This is a genomic window from Bacillus sp. ChL18 (assembly GCF_026241425.1).
Lineage (GTDB): Bacteria > Bacillota > Bacilli > Bacillales > Bacillaceae > Bacillus > Bacillus velezensis.
This window is the reverse complement of the sequence record NZ_JAPHWE010000002.1, coordinates 132,518-147,071: the sequence shown is the minus strand read 5'-3', so window position 1 is coordinate 147,071 and position 14,554 is coordinate 132,518. Positions and strand designations below refer to the sequence as shown.

11 protein-coding genes, 1 pseudogene and 1 riboswitch are annotated in these 14,554 nt (G+C 44.3%); of the genes and pseudogenes, 4 read left to right on the top strand and 8 right to left on the bottom strand.

The annotated features are described in order from the left end of the window. Positions 1–276: 276 nt before the first annotated feature. Together ahpC and ahpF are read left to right on the top strand one after the other, a co-directional pair. On the top strand, positions 277–840 hold the full coding sequence (gene ahpC, locus OQ477_RS11715; RefSeq protein WP_004393188.1) for an alkyl hydroperoxide reductase subunit C: 564 nt from the start codon (positions 277–279) through the stop codon (positions 838–840). Positions 841–853: 13 nt separating this feature from the next. Beyond that, entirely contained in the window at positions 854–2,383 is a 1,530-nt protein-coding gene (ahpF, locus tag OQ477_RS11710; protein WP_007614902.1) for an alkyl hydroperoxide reductase subunit F, read from the top strand. A 45-nt stretch (positions 2,384–2,428) separates the two neighbouring features. Here the strand turns inward: ahpF and OQ477_RS11705 are convergent, their stop codons facing one another. Together OQ477_RS11705 and OQ477_RS11700 are read right to left on the bottom strand one after the other, a co-directional pair. After that, a complete protein-coding gene (locus OQ477_RS11705; RefSeq protein ID WP_007407860.1) occupies positions 2,429–3,661 on the bottom strand; it encodes a Fic family protein in 1,233 nt (410 codons plus the stop codon). 139 nt (positions 3,662–3,800) lie between these two features. Further along, positions 3,801–5,147 (bottom strand): amino acid permease, encoded by a 1,347-nt coding sequence (locus OQ477_RS11700; RefSeq protein ID WP_265972550.1) that lies wholly within the window; start codon positions 5,145–5,147, stop codon positions 3,801–3,803. A gap of 144 nt (positions 5,148–5,291) precedes the next feature. Continuing rightward, positions 5,292–5,372, bottom strand: a riboswitch (glycine riboswitch). A gap of 298 nt (positions 5,373–5,670) precedes the next feature. Here OQ477_RS11700 and fbp point away from each other — a divergent pair. Continuing rightward, the gene (fbp, locus tag OQ477_RS11695; protein WP_014419314.1) at positions 5,671–7,596 is read left to right on the top strand and encodes a fructose-1,6-bisphosphatase; all 1,926 of its coding nucleotides are present in this window, start codon (positions 5,671–5,673) and stop codon (positions 7,594–7,596) included. A gap of 52 nt (positions 7,597–7,648) precedes the next feature. Here fbp and OQ477_RS11690 read toward each other — a convergent pair whose 3' ends face one another. The 6 genes from OQ477_RS11690 to OQ477_RS11665 all read right to left on the bottom strand — a co-directional run bounded on the left by OQ477_RS11690 (position 7,649) and on the right by OQ477_RS11665 (position 13,990). Further along, a complete protein-coding gene (locus OQ477_RS11690; protein WP_265972548.1) occupies positions 7,649–8,113 on the bottom strand; it encodes a (2Fe-2S)-binding protein in 465 nt (154 codons plus the stop codon). Beyond that, positions 8,106–8,948: an FAD binding domain-containing protein gene (locus OQ477_RS11685; RefSeq protein ID WP_265972546.1), complete on the bottom strand. Its 843-nt coding sequence runs from the start codon at positions 8,946–8,948 to the stop codon at positions 8,106–8,108. Before OQ477_RS11685 ends, OQ477_RS11690 begins: the two co-directional genes overlap by 8 nt. Further along, complete coding sequence (locus OQ477_RS11680) at positions 8,935–11,265, bottom strand: xanthine dehydrogenase family protein molybdopterin-binding subunit (RefSeq protein WP_265972545.1); 2,331 nt, start codon at positions 11,263–11,265, stop codon at positions 8,935–8,937. Before OQ477_RS11680 ends, OQ477_RS11685 begins: the two co-directional genes overlap by 14 nt. Before the next feature lie 5 nt (positions 11,266–11,270). Beyond that, positions 11,271–11,891, bottom strand: coding sequence for an NTP transferase domain-containing protein (locus OQ477_RS11675; protein WP_265972544.1), 621 nt, complete (start codon positions 11,889–11,891; stop codon positions 11,271–11,273). After that, positions 11,888–12,904 (bottom strand): XdhC family protein, encoded by a 1,017-nt coding sequence (locus OQ477_RS11670; protein ID WP_265972543.1) that lies wholly within the window; start codon positions 12,902–12,904, stop codon positions 11,888–11,890. Before OQ477_RS11670 ends, OQ477_RS11675 begins: the two co-directional genes overlap by 4 nt. A gap of 69 nt (positions 12,905–12,973) precedes the next feature. After that, on the bottom strand, positions 12,974–13,990 hold the full coding sequence (locus OQ477_RS11665) for an FUSC family protein (protein ID WP_265972542.1): 1,017 nt from the start codon (positions 13,988–13,990) through the stop codon (positions 12,974–12,976). A gap of 83 nt (positions 13,991–14,073) precedes the next feature. Between OQ477_RS11665 and OQ477_RS11660 the strand changes: the two are divergent. Then, positions 14,074–14,352 (top strand): annotated as a pseudogene (locus OQ477_RS11660) (fructose-bisphosphatase class III); the annotation flags it as partial. Between the last annotated feature and the right edge of the window lie 202 nt (positions 14,353–14,554).

Sequence of the window (14,554 nt, the reverse complement as noted above, 5' to 3'; positions counted from 1 at the left end):
ACTACCATATAGAGGGTGGATTCTTGATATTATTCTGCACCAATTGAGAATCCCCCTTTCGCCCGGCGCTAAACATGACAAACAGCGCCAAACCGCTTATACCAGGCATTTTTAAATGTCTAAAGCAAAAAAAAGCAGAAAATAATACCCCATATAGCTTGACAAAAAATAAATGTTATTTAATAATCTATATATAATTAGAATTATTATTGAAAGATAAAGTGAATGCTTTGTCTTTTTAATATATTTCAAATCACATTTCAGGAGGAAGATATTATGTCTTTAATCGGAAAAGAAGTACTGCCATTCGAAGCAAAAGCTTTCAAAAACGGTGAATTCATCGATGTAACAAACGAAGATTTGAAAGGTCAATGGAGCGTTTTCTGCTTCTATCCAGCGGATTTCTCTTTCGTTTGCCCGACTGAACTTGAAGATCTTCAAGGACAATACGCTGCACTGAAAGAATTAGGTGTTGAAGTATACTCTGTTTCTACAGATACTCACTTCGTACACAAAGGCTGGCATGACAGCTCTGAAAAAATCGGTAAAATCACTTATGCAATGATCGGTGACCCATCTCAAACGATCTCCCGCAACTTCGACGTTCTTGACGAAGAAACTGGTCTTGCTGACCGCGGAACATTCATCATCGATCCTGATGGCGTCATCCAAACAGTTGAAATCAATGCAGGCGGTATCGGCCGTGACGCAAGCAACCTTGTAAACAAAGTAAAAGCGGCTCAATATGTTCGTCAAAACCCAGGTGAAGTCTGCCCGGCTAAATGGGAAGAAGGCGGCGAAACACTTACACCTAGCCTTGATTTGGTAGGTAAAATCTAAGGAGTGCATTCCATTGGTACTTGATGCAAATATCAAAGCACAATTAAATCAATACATGCAGCTAATTGAGAACGACATTGTTCTCAAAGTAAGCGCCGGTGACGATGACACTTCTAAGGACATGCTGGCTCTCGTTGACGAGCTGGCTTCCATGTCATCTAAAATTTCAGTTGAAAAAACTGAATTAAACAGAACACCGAGCTTCAGCGTTAATCGTACCGGAGAAGACACAGGCGTTACATTCGCCGGTGTTCCTCTCGGCCACGAATTTACATCATTAGTGCTGGCATTGCTTCAAGTCAGCGGCAGAGCGCCTAAGGCTGATCAAAAGGTCATTGACCAGATTAAGAACATCAGCGGAGAATACCGCTTCGAGTCTTATATCAGCCTGACGTGCCACAACTGCCCTGATGTCGTCCAAGCATTAAACATGATGAGCGTGCTCAACCCGAATATCACTCATACAATGATTGACGGCGCGGCATTCAAAGAAGAAGTAGAAAGCAAAAACATTATGGCTGTTCCGACTGTTTTCTTAAACGGTGAATCTTTCGGAAGCGGCCGTATGACCATCGAAGAGATTCTCGCGAAAATGGGCAGCGGCGCAGATGCGTCTGAGTTTGCCGACAAAGAGCCTTTTGACGTTCTTGTTGTCGGCGGCGGACCTGCCGGCGCAAGCGCGGCCATCTACACGGCGCGTAAAGGCATCCGCACCGGTGTCGTCGCTGAACGCTTCGGCGGCCAGGTACTCGACACCATGAGCATCGAAAACTTCATCAGCGTCAAAGCGACTGAAGGACCGAAGCTCGCCGCAAGCCTTGAAGAGCACGTGAAAGATTATGATATTGACGTCATGAACCTGCAGCGCGCGAAACGCCTTGAGAAAAAAGACCTCTTCGAACTTGAACTTGAAAACGGCGCTGTACTGAAAAGTAAAACAGTGATCCTTTCAACAGGTGCCCGCTGGCGCAATGTCAACGTACCTGGTGAGCAAGAGTTCAAAAACAAAGGTGTCGCTTACTGCCCTCACTGTGACGGACCATTGTTTGAAGGCAAAGACGTAGCCGTTATCGGCGGCGGAAACTCCGGAATCGAAGCGGCGATTGACCTTGCAGGTATCGTCAATCACGTGACTGTGCTGGAGTTCGCGCCTGAACTGAAAGCAGACGAAGTCCTGCAAAAACGTCTTTACAGCCTGCCAAACGTCACTGTGCACAAAAATGCACAAACGAAAGAAATCACAGGCGACCAAAACGTAAACGGCATTACGTTCGTTGACCGTGAAACAGGCGAAGAAAAACACGTTGAACTTCAAGGTGTATTCGTCCAAATCGGTCTCGTGCCTAATACAGAATGGTTAGACGAAACTGTCGAACGCAACCGCATCGGCGAAATCATCGTCGATAAGAGCGGCGCGACAAGCGTTCCCGGCCTATTTGCCGCAGGGGACTGCACAGACGGCCCGTACAACCAAATCATTATCTCCATGGGATCAGGTGCAACTGCCGCTTTAGGCGCATTTGATTATTTGATCCGGAATTAATGTAAAAAGCCGCCATATGAATGGCGGCTTTTTTAAATATACTAATTAAGAAGGCAGTATTTCCTCTAAACAATCCTCGCTGATTTTATAAGATTTTGGCCTTCTGCTTACCAGCTCAACAAATCCTTGCTGTTCTAAATAATCCATTACTCTGTTAATTTTATGTCTCGATTTATTTGAGAGCTCCATTAAATCTTGCACCGACAGCGTAACCTGATCATTTACAAATACATTAATCGTGATAATGATATTAAAAATATCACGTTCATCCTTATAATCAGCCCATTGATCGCTATCAATATAGTTCCTAATTCGTTTCAGTTTCATTAAATTAAATTCAAGATCCTCAATAATCCCTTTTTGTCCTGACAGAAGCAATTCCAGCATATCCATTAAATAAAAAGTCAGCTCTCCCCGGTTTAAAGGTGCGGGAATTTCCTCTAATGCCTTATAATACTTATCTTTGTTCTTATTAACTGCGTAAGAAAAAGTGATGGCTGAATATTTTTCTAAGTATCGGGACAAATAACTCCCAACGATAAGGCGTCCTGTTCTTCCATTGCCGTCATAAAAAGGATGAATGTATTCGTAGTAGTAATGAGCTGTCATGTAACGATACAGCTGGGGATGTGTTTCATCATGAAGATAAGCAATTAAAGCCTCAAGCGCTTCTGTTATCTTCTGTTCAGAATTAACGCCGATATGGGTGGTCATGTTCCCATCGTTCACTTCAACATAGCCTTTTCTGAATAGCTCACCATCCGGCGCATCTTCTGCTCCGATTTCATCTGCGACCAGCTCGTCATATAATTCCCTAAAGTCATGAATGCTTGTAAACGACGGAATTCGGTCTATAAATTGATATGTTTTCATCAATCCAACAAACCGCTTATGTGAGGGCTCGGATTGTTCTAACGCTTTAAGAGCCTCTTTCAATTCTTTTTTTGTACTGCGGATTCCTTCAATTTCATTATTACTCTGTGCTTCATTAATAATTAATTTATCAAAATAAGGTTTGACGGCAAATTCGGGGAGCTGACTGATAAGGGATGAAATTTTGGAACTGTTTAACAACACTTCATTATTCAGCTTCATGAGTTTATGTGTATTCACATAAAATAGCTCAAATGAATCGTCCGTGGGTCGGCCTTTTCGGAACCCCCGTATGTTTAATGATGTTGAATAACTGCCATAGCTGCTTGTTCTCTTTTTAAATTCTTTCTCATATGAATCAGCATCCATTTTATAAAAAAGCTTAGATAACTTCTCATACTTCATATTATCACCTCGCTTGATTTAAAATTATACACTTTTTTAAATTATACAACCATTATAGCCTGAATTCTAACAAATATTCCCGCTTTCCAATCAAAACAAAAAACGGCATACTGCATGGCAGTACACCGTCTGAAGCAATTCAATCTGTCTTTCTCCCTCTCGCCCGATAGATAAGAAACAGTCCAATAAACCACAGCGGCGTCAGCAGCAAAGCCGGGCGCGTTGTATCCGCAAACAGCATAATCACCAGAATGACGGCAAACAGCGCCAGCACGGCGTAATTGATAAACGGTGCAAACGGCGCCTTGAAAGACGAGCTTGCATGTAAGTCCGGACGGGTTTTCCTGTATCTGATATGACAGACCAGAATCACGCCCCACACCCATATGAAACAAATCGCGCTGATGGTTGTCACGATGCCAAAAGCCGCTTCCGGTATCAATTTGCTTAAAAGAGCGCCAGCTGACAGCACAATAACCGATATCCATAATGCGCGGCTCGGCACATGATTTTTATTCAGCTTCGCAAAACTTGCAGGCGCTTGTTTCGTTTTGCTTAAGTTATACAAAATCCGGCTTGTTGAAAACATCCCGCTGTTACAAGCAGAAGCGGCAGACGTTAATACGACAAAATTAATGATTCCCGCGGCTAACGGGATGCCGACCAGACTGAAGGTCTTTACAAAAGGACTTTCCGCCGCATTCAGCTGCATCCACGGGTTAATACATAAAAGAATGAGCAATGCCCCGACGTAGAAAAATAAAATCCGTAAAGGAATTTTATTGATAGCGGACGGAATATTTTTTTTCGGATTTGACGTTTCCGCCGCCGACACACCCACTAATTCCACACCGACATAGGCGAAGATCACCATCTGGAACGAAAGCAAAAAGCCTGAAAATCCGTTCGGAAACAAGCCGCCGTGCTCCCACAGATTCGCCGCTGAAACCGTTCCGGTATGCGTTTTGAACCCAATCACCAGCAGAACCACCCCGATGACAATTAACGCGAGAATCGTGACTACCTTAATTAAGGCGAACCAAAACTCCAATTCTCCAAAAATCTTGACCGTTAACAGATTAAGCCCTAATAAAATGAGCAAACAGATAAGTGCAGGAACCCACTGCGGAATGTCAAACCAATATTTCACATATACACCGACGGCGATCACATCCGCCATAGCCGTCATAATCCAGCAAAACCAATAGGTCCAGCCGGTGACAAACGCTGCACGCGGCCCTAAGTACGCCTCGGCAATATCCGTTAATGATTGGTAGCCCGCTTTAGATAACAGCAGTTCTCCCAGCGCCCGCATGACGAAAAAAAGCGCAATACCTACAATAAAATACGCAAAGATGATAGAAGGACCCGCCAGCTGAATCGCCTTACCAGACCCTAAAAACAATCCGGTGCCGATCGTGCCGCCAATGGCGATCAGCTGCACGTGCCGATTCGATAAGTCCCTCTTTAGCTCTCGCTGCTCCACATCTGACTCCTCCTTACCTCTCTAGTGAACGACGAGCAAAAAAAGCCAATAAAAAAGAGATTGGATGCCCTCCAATCTCATGGTCATAAGAATATCAAATTATATTTGCGCCGCTGACAATCAACAGCATGACAAATACATATTCGGTACTCTTCTGTCCTTTTGCCTGAGATTGTGAACCCTTCGGCGCCGCGGAAAACCCGCGGTCTCTCCAGAAGCCGCTCCTGCTGTAGTGCGACCCACAGCAATCATAGCCTGCTACGTATTGAGTTTCTGATAGAAATACCTATCAGCTAACTTTTTATTTTAATGGAAGTTGAATTCATTGTCAATAGGGGGATGAGCTCACGGCGTTATCCCGGTCCAATTTTCGATGCCTGAAGCGCCGTATTTTCCGTTTTCATTGTCTCAAAAAGGCGATTTGCGGTACTATCATATAAGGTCTAATGATGTAAACTTTATGTCATACTTTAAATTCACCTTACCATACAATGGCTCGTAAATAAAAAGGGGATGGACGAGATTGGAAACCAAATATTTAGATCTGCTCGCACAAAAATACGATTGTGAAGAAAAAGTGGTCACGGAAATCATTAATCTGAAAGCGATACTGAACCTGCCGAAAGGAACCGAGCATTTCGTCAGTGATCTGCATGGGGAGTATCAGGCATTCCAGCACGTGCTGCGGAACGGTTCAGGAAGAGTAAAAGAGAAGATCCGCGATATTTTCAGCGGCGTCATTTACGATAGAGAAATTGATGAACTGGCGGCTTTGGTCTATTACCCTGAGGACAAACTAAAGCTGATCAAACATGACTTTGATACGAAAGAGGCATTAAACGAGTGGTATAAAGAAACGATTCATCGGATGATTAAGCTCGTTTCTTATTGTTCTTCCAAGTACACCCGCTCCAAATTACGCAAAGCACTGCCCGCCCAATTTGCTTATATTTCTGAAGAGCTGCTGTACAAAACAGAACAAGCCGCCAACAAAGAACAATACTATTCCGAAATCATAGAACAGATCATTGCGCTCGGTCAGGCCGATAAGCTGATCACCGGCCTTGCCTACAGCACGCAGCGTTTGGTGGTCGACCATCTGCATGTTGTCGGCGATATTTACGACCGCGGACCGCAGCCGGATAAGATCATGGAAGAACTGATCAACTATCATTCAGTGGATATTCAATGGGGGAATCATGATGTTCTCTGGATAGGCGCTTATTCCGGCTCAAAAGTATGCCTGGCAAACATTATCCGCATCTGTGCCCGCTATGACAATCTGGATATTATTGAAGACGTTTACGGCATCAATCTGAGACCGCTATTGAACCTTGCCGAAAAGTATTACGATGATAACCCGTCTTTCCGCCCGAAAGCGGACGAAAACAGACCGGAAGATGAGATTAAACAAATCACAAAAATTCATCAGGCGATCGCGATGATCCAATTCAAGCTTGAGAGCCCGATTATTAAGAGACGGCCGAACTTTAATATGGAGGAACGGCTGTTACTGGAAAAGATCGATTATGACCGCAATGAAATCACGCTGAACGGAAAAACATATCAGCTGGAAAACACCTGCTTTGCGACGGTGAATCCTAAACAGCCTGACGAGCTGTTAGAAGAAGAAGCAGAAGTCATGGACAAGCTGCTGTTCTCTGTTCAGAACTCCGAAAAGCTGGGCCGCCATATGAATTTTATGATGAAAAAAGGCAGCCTTTATTTAAAATATAACGGCAACCTGCTGATTCACGGCTGTATTCCCGTCGATGAAAACGGCAGCATGGAAACGATGATGATAGAGGATAAAGCTTATGCAGGCCGTGAGCTGCTCGATGTTTTTGAACGGTTCTTACGGGAAGCGTTTGCCCATCCGGAAGAAACCGATGATTTGGCGACAGATATGACGTGGTACTTATGGACAGGCGAATACTCCTCCCTCTTTGGAAAACGCGCCATGACAACCTTTGAGCGGTATTTCATTAAAGAGAAGGAAACGCATAAAGAAAAGAAAAACCCGTATTACTATTTGCGTGAAGACGAAGCAGCCTGCCGAAACATCCTGAAGGAATTCGGCCTCAACCCGGATCACGGCCATATCATCAACGGCCATACACCGGTAAAAGAAATCGAAGGCGAAGATCCGATCAAGGCAAACGGAAAAATGATCGTCATCGACGGCGGCTTCTCCAAAGCCTACCAATCCACAACAGGCATCGCCGGCTACACGCTCTTATACAACTCCTACGGCATGCAGCTCGTCGCCCATAAACACTTTAACTCCAAGGCCGAAGTGCTGAGCACCGGAACCGACGTCTTAACAGTGAAACGATTAGTCGACAAAGAGCTGGAGCGGAAGAAAGTGAAAGAAACAAACGTCGGTGAAGAACTGATGAAAGAAGTGGCGATTTTGGAGAAACTGCGGGAGTATCGGTATATGAAGTGAAGAATATGGAGTTCAGGGATGATTCTCTGGGCTCTTTTTTTACGGTTGCGAACTAAGAAGTCCCTTTCCCTGTATGTAAAACGGATTTAACCGCTTCTTCAATCTCCCTGTAACCGGTACATCTGCAAATATTGGACTCCAGCCAATTTTTTATCGTGTCATCGCTTGCATCCGGCTCAGTATTCACTAAAGCATGACAATTCATGAGAAACCCCGGTGTGCAATAACCGCATTGAAACGCGAATTTTTCAATAAAGGCCTTTTGAATCGGTGTATTGATCAGTCCTTCAATTGTCGTAATGTCCTTTCCTTCCCCTTCTGCCGCAAGCATTAAGCAAGATTTCATCGGCACCCCGTCCGTTAATACCGTACAGGCGCCGCAATCCCCATTTAAGCAGCCCGGCTTTGCACCAGTTAATCCGAGACGAAGACGAAGAGCAAATAACAAAGTATCAGCCGGTCTGACCGTAATCTGTCTTTCCTCGCCATTTACTTTCAACGTAATAGGATCAGACATTTGGACCTCCTTCTAATTCCCATAAGGCATCTAAAATTGTATTTTGCAAGACAAATATTCGGTATTCACTTGAGCCTTCTGCGTCATCAAGAACGGGTTTGGGTACATACTGTAAAGACCTGCGTACTCTTTCTTCTGCTGATCGGCTTTTATCGTTAAGCACAGCCTCCATTTCAGCAGAACGAAACGGAAATGGACATACACCGCTGAAGGCCATTCTGATCTCATCATCTTTTTTCAGCGCACAGACTGTCACCAATGGATACCCGACATTCCACTGCTGTCTTCTTTTGATACTGACAAATGGCAGGTCAACATACGCTCGATCGACAACGACATGAAATAAAAAATCTCCTTTTCGCAATTGTATTTCCCTGTTAAATACTTTATTTATAGGATGGTAATGAATCCCCGCTCTCCCTGCAATCCCTAGCAAACTATCAGAAATCAGCAATGGCAGCACGGCCTCACGGTAATAGATGCCCCCGCAAATGTTTCCGCCCAGGCTGATCTTATTTCGAGTCGTCCGATCGGCTATTTCACTTACTGTTTTACTTAATAGCGGAAATGGATTTTCTTCCTCCAGTTTCGTTAATGATACGCCTGCTCCGATCACCAGATCATGTTCATAAAAGCGGATGGTTTGAAATCCCGGAAGCGCGTTCATATCTATCACCGCATCCGTATAGATGATATTCAGCCTTCCTAACGTGATAATTTCCGTGCCGCCGGAATAATACATTGGTGTTTTCTTTTCGGCCGCAAGCGAGTGAAACAGGCGGGTTGTTTCTTTAATGGTCTTCGGTTTAAAATAGTCGAAATCAAACGGTATCATCTTTCCACCCCTCTTGCGTTCTCCATAGTTGTTCGGGAATGAGAGGAAGTTGATTCAATTGGACACCTAAAGCGGCGGAAAGGCAATTTCCCAATGCTGCCGGCATCCCCAACAGTCCGTGCTCCCCGCCTCCGCGCGCCCCATAAGGCGCAATCACATGCGGGGTTTCAACAAATTCTATGATATATTCAGGCTGCTCTCCATAGTGAAGGGGGCGGTATGTTCTAAGCTGAGGATTTAATACTCTGCCATATGAATCAAATACAAAGGTTTCTCTTCCTCCAAATGCGATTCCCATACTCATCCCCCCCATCACTTGACCCCTAGCAGCTTTTTCATTCAGTACAGTTCCTATATCCACAACAGAATAGGCTTTTGTAATTCGGTACGTATAATCCCGTTTATCCAACTCAACTTCAATTCCCTGAGCACCGACAGCCCACTCGGGTCCCGGCTTCCCCCTTCCCGTTTCCCGGTCTAAATTCGTCATCCGGGTTAATGTGTAATTGCCGCTCGCAATGATTTGGCCGCCAATGGTATTTCCATTTGGAAACGTGTATCCGTAAGCAATGTCTTTTATTTCAACATGTACAGCAGGATAATCTATAAAATAAACCTTTCCGTCGGCCACTTCCAATTCCTCGACAGGAACCCGCAACACACATGATGCCACGTCCTTAAGCTTTCGAATGGCTTCCTCCGCTGCATTCAGTACGGCATTTCCGGCCATTAACGTCCCTCTGCTCCCCACGGTTTTCCAATGCTCGGGTGTTGTTTGTGTATCTATAAGCATTTTTACATGAATTTTGTTTATATCCATTTTCATTCGTTCCGCCAGGATTTGGGCTAGCACTGTTTTTGTCCCTGTTCCAATTTCCACTACGCCTGACATCAAGTTAATGCTTCCATCGGGATTAAAGGTTAAAAGAACCCCGGACGTTGCATTTGTATCAAATGTTGAAGTTTTCCAAATGCAGCTGATTCCCTTCGCCCGTATCTTCCGGCCGTCGATTTCAATTCGCTGTCCCTCGTCCCAATTCATTAATTCCTTTAATCTTTCAATGCACTTCGGCACATTTCCGACCGTGCTTGAATTGAGAAGAACTTGAGTCGGTGTGGTGTCGCCGGGGCGAATGGCATTTTTATAGCGGAGTTCTAACGGGTCCATGTTCAGCTTTTCCGCCAATACATCCATCGTCCGCTCAAAGACAAATAACACTTCAGCATGGCTGTACCCCCTGAATGCACTTGGATATGGATGATTCGTATACATACAATATGAATCACACCGTATATGGTCGATAGCGTACGGACCCGTACAATCCACCACTGCAGCCCGGCTGATGTCCACTCCTTTATCAGAATACGCTCCGCCATCAAATAAAAACTGAATGTCTGCCGCCTTTAAGATTCCATCCTTTGCAGCCCCTAATTTGACAATGGCATCCAACCCGATATGAACGGGAGATGTGATCAGATCCTCTTCTCTCGTATTAAACAATTTGACGGGCCGGCCTCCAACCGCTTTTGATGCCAAATAGGCAATCACCTCTAACTGAACGGCTGCTTTTCCCCCGTACGCTCCTCCTACTAAAGGCGTTTTGACGATAACCTTTCCGGGTTCGATTCCAAAATACCACTGCATTAATTTTTTAATGGCAAAAGGAGCTTGAGAGGATGTGGTAATGATAATCTCCTCATCCGCCCGAATTTCAACAATCGAGCATCTTGTTTCCATCGCAGCGTGATCAGAAGGGTTAAAGGAAATCTGGAATTCTGCTGTCACATCACTTTCCCTAAACCCATCTTCAATATTTCCTTTTCTAACCTTATCCAGGTTTGCGATATTTGTCTTCGGAACCGGGAATACACCTTTTGTCTTCTCATAACGGTCCGCATTTTCATGGACGAGCGGCGCATCCTTTTGAAAGGCCTCGCGGGGGGAATTGACGACGGGAAGAGGTTTATAGGATACTTTGATGGCATCCGCTGCCTTTTTAGCCGTAATCGGATTTTCCGCAACAACAACAGCAACCGGCTCACCATGGTATCTGACCCTTTTATAAGCAATCGGCGATCTGTCTTTAATTTCCTCACCTGCAAGCGGAAAAGGTTCATCACCCAATATCGCTCTCACTCCGGGAATCTTCCAAGCCTCTGAAAAATCCATAGACACAATATCGGCATGCGCATATGGACTGACCAGCATTTTTGCGTGTAATGTGCCTGTTTCTTGAAAATCATCCGTATATTTCGCTTTACCCGTCACTTTTTCAAGGGCCTCTTTCCGAATGACACTCTTCCCGATATACTCCAACTCATTCACTCCCCGAATTTATTCAGCAGCAGCGTATAATCTTCAACTGTATCGACGTCATAAAAAAGCAAAGGGTCTTGAAAGCTGATCATTTTTCCCGTATTGATCATACTTTCACGGATGACATGCCGGGCGCCCTGGTCTCCCTTTAACTGATGCAATACCGGAAAACATTGATTTGAGAATAAAATGGGGGGCATAGGAAGATGTTGATTTTCAGCGGCGATAAATGAATAACGGCGCTCCTTCTGATAGGAATCAATTAGCGTATTGATGATATCTGCGGTGACAAACGGCTGATCTGCAAGGAGAATGATAACGGCGTCAGCCTCGTACTCTGCCGCTTTTTTTACACCGCATTGTATAGAATGGCCTTGGCCTTTACCCGCTTGCTCACATTCTGCCTGACTCCACTTATTTGATATGGGATCTAAAAAGAAAAAATCCGAAAGCCAATGCAGTGAATCTCCCTTTCTCGTAATAACAAAAATATGATCTACTTCAGACAACAAGGCATTTTTAAGAGCCATACTTCCGAGGGAGACGCCATTGAGAAATAAACTTCGCTTATCCGTTCCCATGCGTCTGCTTGTACCGGCTGCCAGGTAAATGGCTGCTGTTTTCATAAAGCTGACCTTTGTTTTCGCATTTTTTTAATCATCTCGCCGACAATACTTACAGCAATCTCCTGAGGGCCTTGTGCCCCGATGGGAAGCCCAATAGGGGAATGAATATCTTCCGGAATCTCAGCCCCGCCTAATAGCCGCTCCGTGCGCCTTCTGGGGCCTAATACGCCTTTATAAAACACATTCTCGTTTTTTAATGTATGTAAAATGATCTGATCTTTTTGAAAGCTGTGCGTCATAATGACAACAAAATCCCTTTTTGTCATGCTCAGACCTTCCATGACTTCTTCCGGTGCTCCTGTAATCAAACGGCCGGCTTCAGGAAAATGGCCGTGATGACATAAAGCCGGGCGCCAGTCAATCACCGTCACATGAAAACCCGCACGAGCTGCCAACGAAACTAACGGCTTCGCATCTTCCCCTGCTCCGAAGACATATAAACAAGGTTTTGGCACCATCTGATGGATAAAAAATAAATCAGAGGTATGTTCATCCCTTTTGATTCCCTTTTCCGTCTGTCTCAGTTTTTGAATACGGCCTTGTTCCATAACATCCCCGGTTCCAAACACGCTGCCGTCTTCAGCTATATACAGATCTTCCTTCGGCTCTAACGTTTTAGTGAATCGTTTCACTCGGGTCACAGACTTTTTTCCATCTAAGCATGTCTTGACTGTCATCAGATTTCGTTCCAATTCCCCTTTTACAGGCTCAAGTAAAACCGTCAAAACACCATTACAGCCAACGCCCTGTCCCCAAGATAAATCGTCTTCCGCGCTCATATCAAAGCGGACAATCACCGGCTCTCCTGCAGTCCAGACCTGTTCTGACCGTTCAACGAGGTCTTCCTCCAGACAGCCGGCGGATAACATTCCGACTCTTGTTTTATCCCCTAAAATCAGCATGGAGGCCCCTTCTTTCTTATAAGCGGACCCCTCTGTTTTAATGATGGTAGCCAGTACCTTAGTTTTTTTAGAAGTGGCGATGACATCCAAAATCCCGTGTATATCATCCATTTCATGTCCCCCGCTTTTACCTGATCATATCTGCATCTGTATATCCGTATTCTTTATTTCCGGAAAACATTACAAACGCTTCAGCAATTTCTTCGTTTCTAAAAAAAAAGAGTCTTTATAGACCTTATGACCGGGCGGCGGGTGCGACAGCATGTCGGAACGGAGAGATTCCAATAACACGCTCTGTTCCTTCTGTTTCCAATTGTCTGTTTCACCCTGCTGTATGCCTTTAAAACCCGCAAAGTATTCACTTAACACTTGTAAATCATTCCCCAGCTCTATTTTGTCACTTGAAGATAACTCCCCCTCTTTTTCCCATTCTTTTAACGTTTTCACTATATTTGATAGATACTCAAATCCGGCGTTCAACTTTTGCATCTCTATTTGATAGCTTGAAATGATGTTTTTATGTTTTTTTCTGACGGGGTTGAATTTTAAGCTGTCAGAGGCTGTTTGCAGCATCTCTTTTGTCATATGCAGCTCTTGCAGAAGATTGTTCATTCTATACGCCATAAGGTTCCCTTTTCCTTGCCCCCACTCTGATTGCACCCATTTGGAAAGGTCTGAAAGTGTGCCGGAAAGCTGACGAACCAATGTTTGAAAAGAGTCCGCTGCCTTTTTTGTGTAGTCCGGCGGAAAAAGGAACATGTGAACCAGAATGGCAATGATGACCCCGATCACCGTATCGATGATTCGGTCGAATGCATAATCTTTAGAGTTTCGTTCAAAGGTAAAGACCAATAAAATGGTGAGCGCTACCTGATGTAAAACCGTTACATCTATTCGTAACCACTTTGCAATGTAGGTCCCGCCTAACAGGAACAGCCCCAGCATCCAGCCATTCATTGGCAAGTGACTGACAAGAAAGGACGTTAACATGATCCCAATCGCAGTTCCCGCAATACGATGAAAAGAAAAGCGAATCGACTGATCTATCGTTGGCTGCAAACATAAGATAACAGATAGCGGCGCTAAATACGGGTGATCAGAGCCCGCCAGTTTTGCCGCTTCCCAAGAAACAGCAGATGCAATCGCCATCTTCCAAACCAAAGATGTTTTGTTTTGAATTTTTTCACTTTTCATCATACGCCCCCTCCTTTCAGAAACCTTTTCCACTAGGTTTCCGTGACGCAAAGGGATTTATACTGTTGTATGGAAAATGCGGAAGAGAAAATCCGATCAAAGCAAATGTAAAAATGATCGTCATCGACGGCGGCTTCTCCAAAGCCTAGGATCGCCGGCTACACGCTCTTATACAACTCGCAGCTTATAAACACTTTAACTCAAAAGCAGAAGTTCTGAGCACCGGAACCGATATTTTAACGGCGAAACGATTAGTTGACAAAGAGCTTGAGCGGAAGAAAGTGAAGGAAACTAATGTGGGTGAGGAACTGCTGCAAGAGGTTGCGATTTTGGAGAGTTTGCGGGAGTATCGGTATATGAAGTGAGGGATAGGGGGGTCAGGGATGACTTTCTCTGGGCTCTTTTTAAAATTCTCCATTCTCATTCAGCACTACTAAATAATGTTGCATTTGGTATTACACAATTTTATTTTAAAATAAGCATGAGTATAACATCATGAAGAAATAATCAGAATATATCTAGATTAATTTGCTTCTTATAACCAAAAACCTATTCAAAATTATCTAA

Bases quoted from the DNA above. Each gene is read 5' to 3' on its own strand.
- OQ477_RS11670 (WP_265972543.1), bottom strand. From the start codon at position 12,904: ATGGATGATATACACGGGATTTTGGATGTCATCGCCACTTCTAAAAAA.
- OQ477_RS11690 (WP_265972548.1), bottom strand. From the start codon at position 8,113: ATGTCTGATCCTATTACGTTGAAAGTAAATGGCGAGGAAAGACAGATT.
- ahpC (WP_004393188.1), top strand. From the start codon at position 277: ATGTCTTTAATCGGAAAAGAAGTACTGCCATTCGAAGCAAAAGCTTTC.
- OQ477_RS11665 (WP_265972542.1), bottom strand. From the start codon at position 13,990: ATGATGAAAAGTGAAAAAATTCAAAACAAAACATCTTTGGTTTGGAAG.
- OQ477_RS11705 (WP_007407860.1), bottom strand. From the start codon at position 3,661: ATGAAGTATGAGAAGTTATCTAAGCTTTTTTATAAAATGGATGCTGAT.
- OQ477_RS11685 (WP_265972546.1), bottom strand. From the start codon at position 8,948: ATGATACCGTTTGATTTCGACTATTTTAAACCGAAGACCATTAAAGAA.
- OQ477_RS11675 (WP_265972544.1), bottom strand. From the start codon at position 11,891: ATGAAAACAGCAGCCATTTACCTGGCAGCCGGTACAAGCAGACGCATG.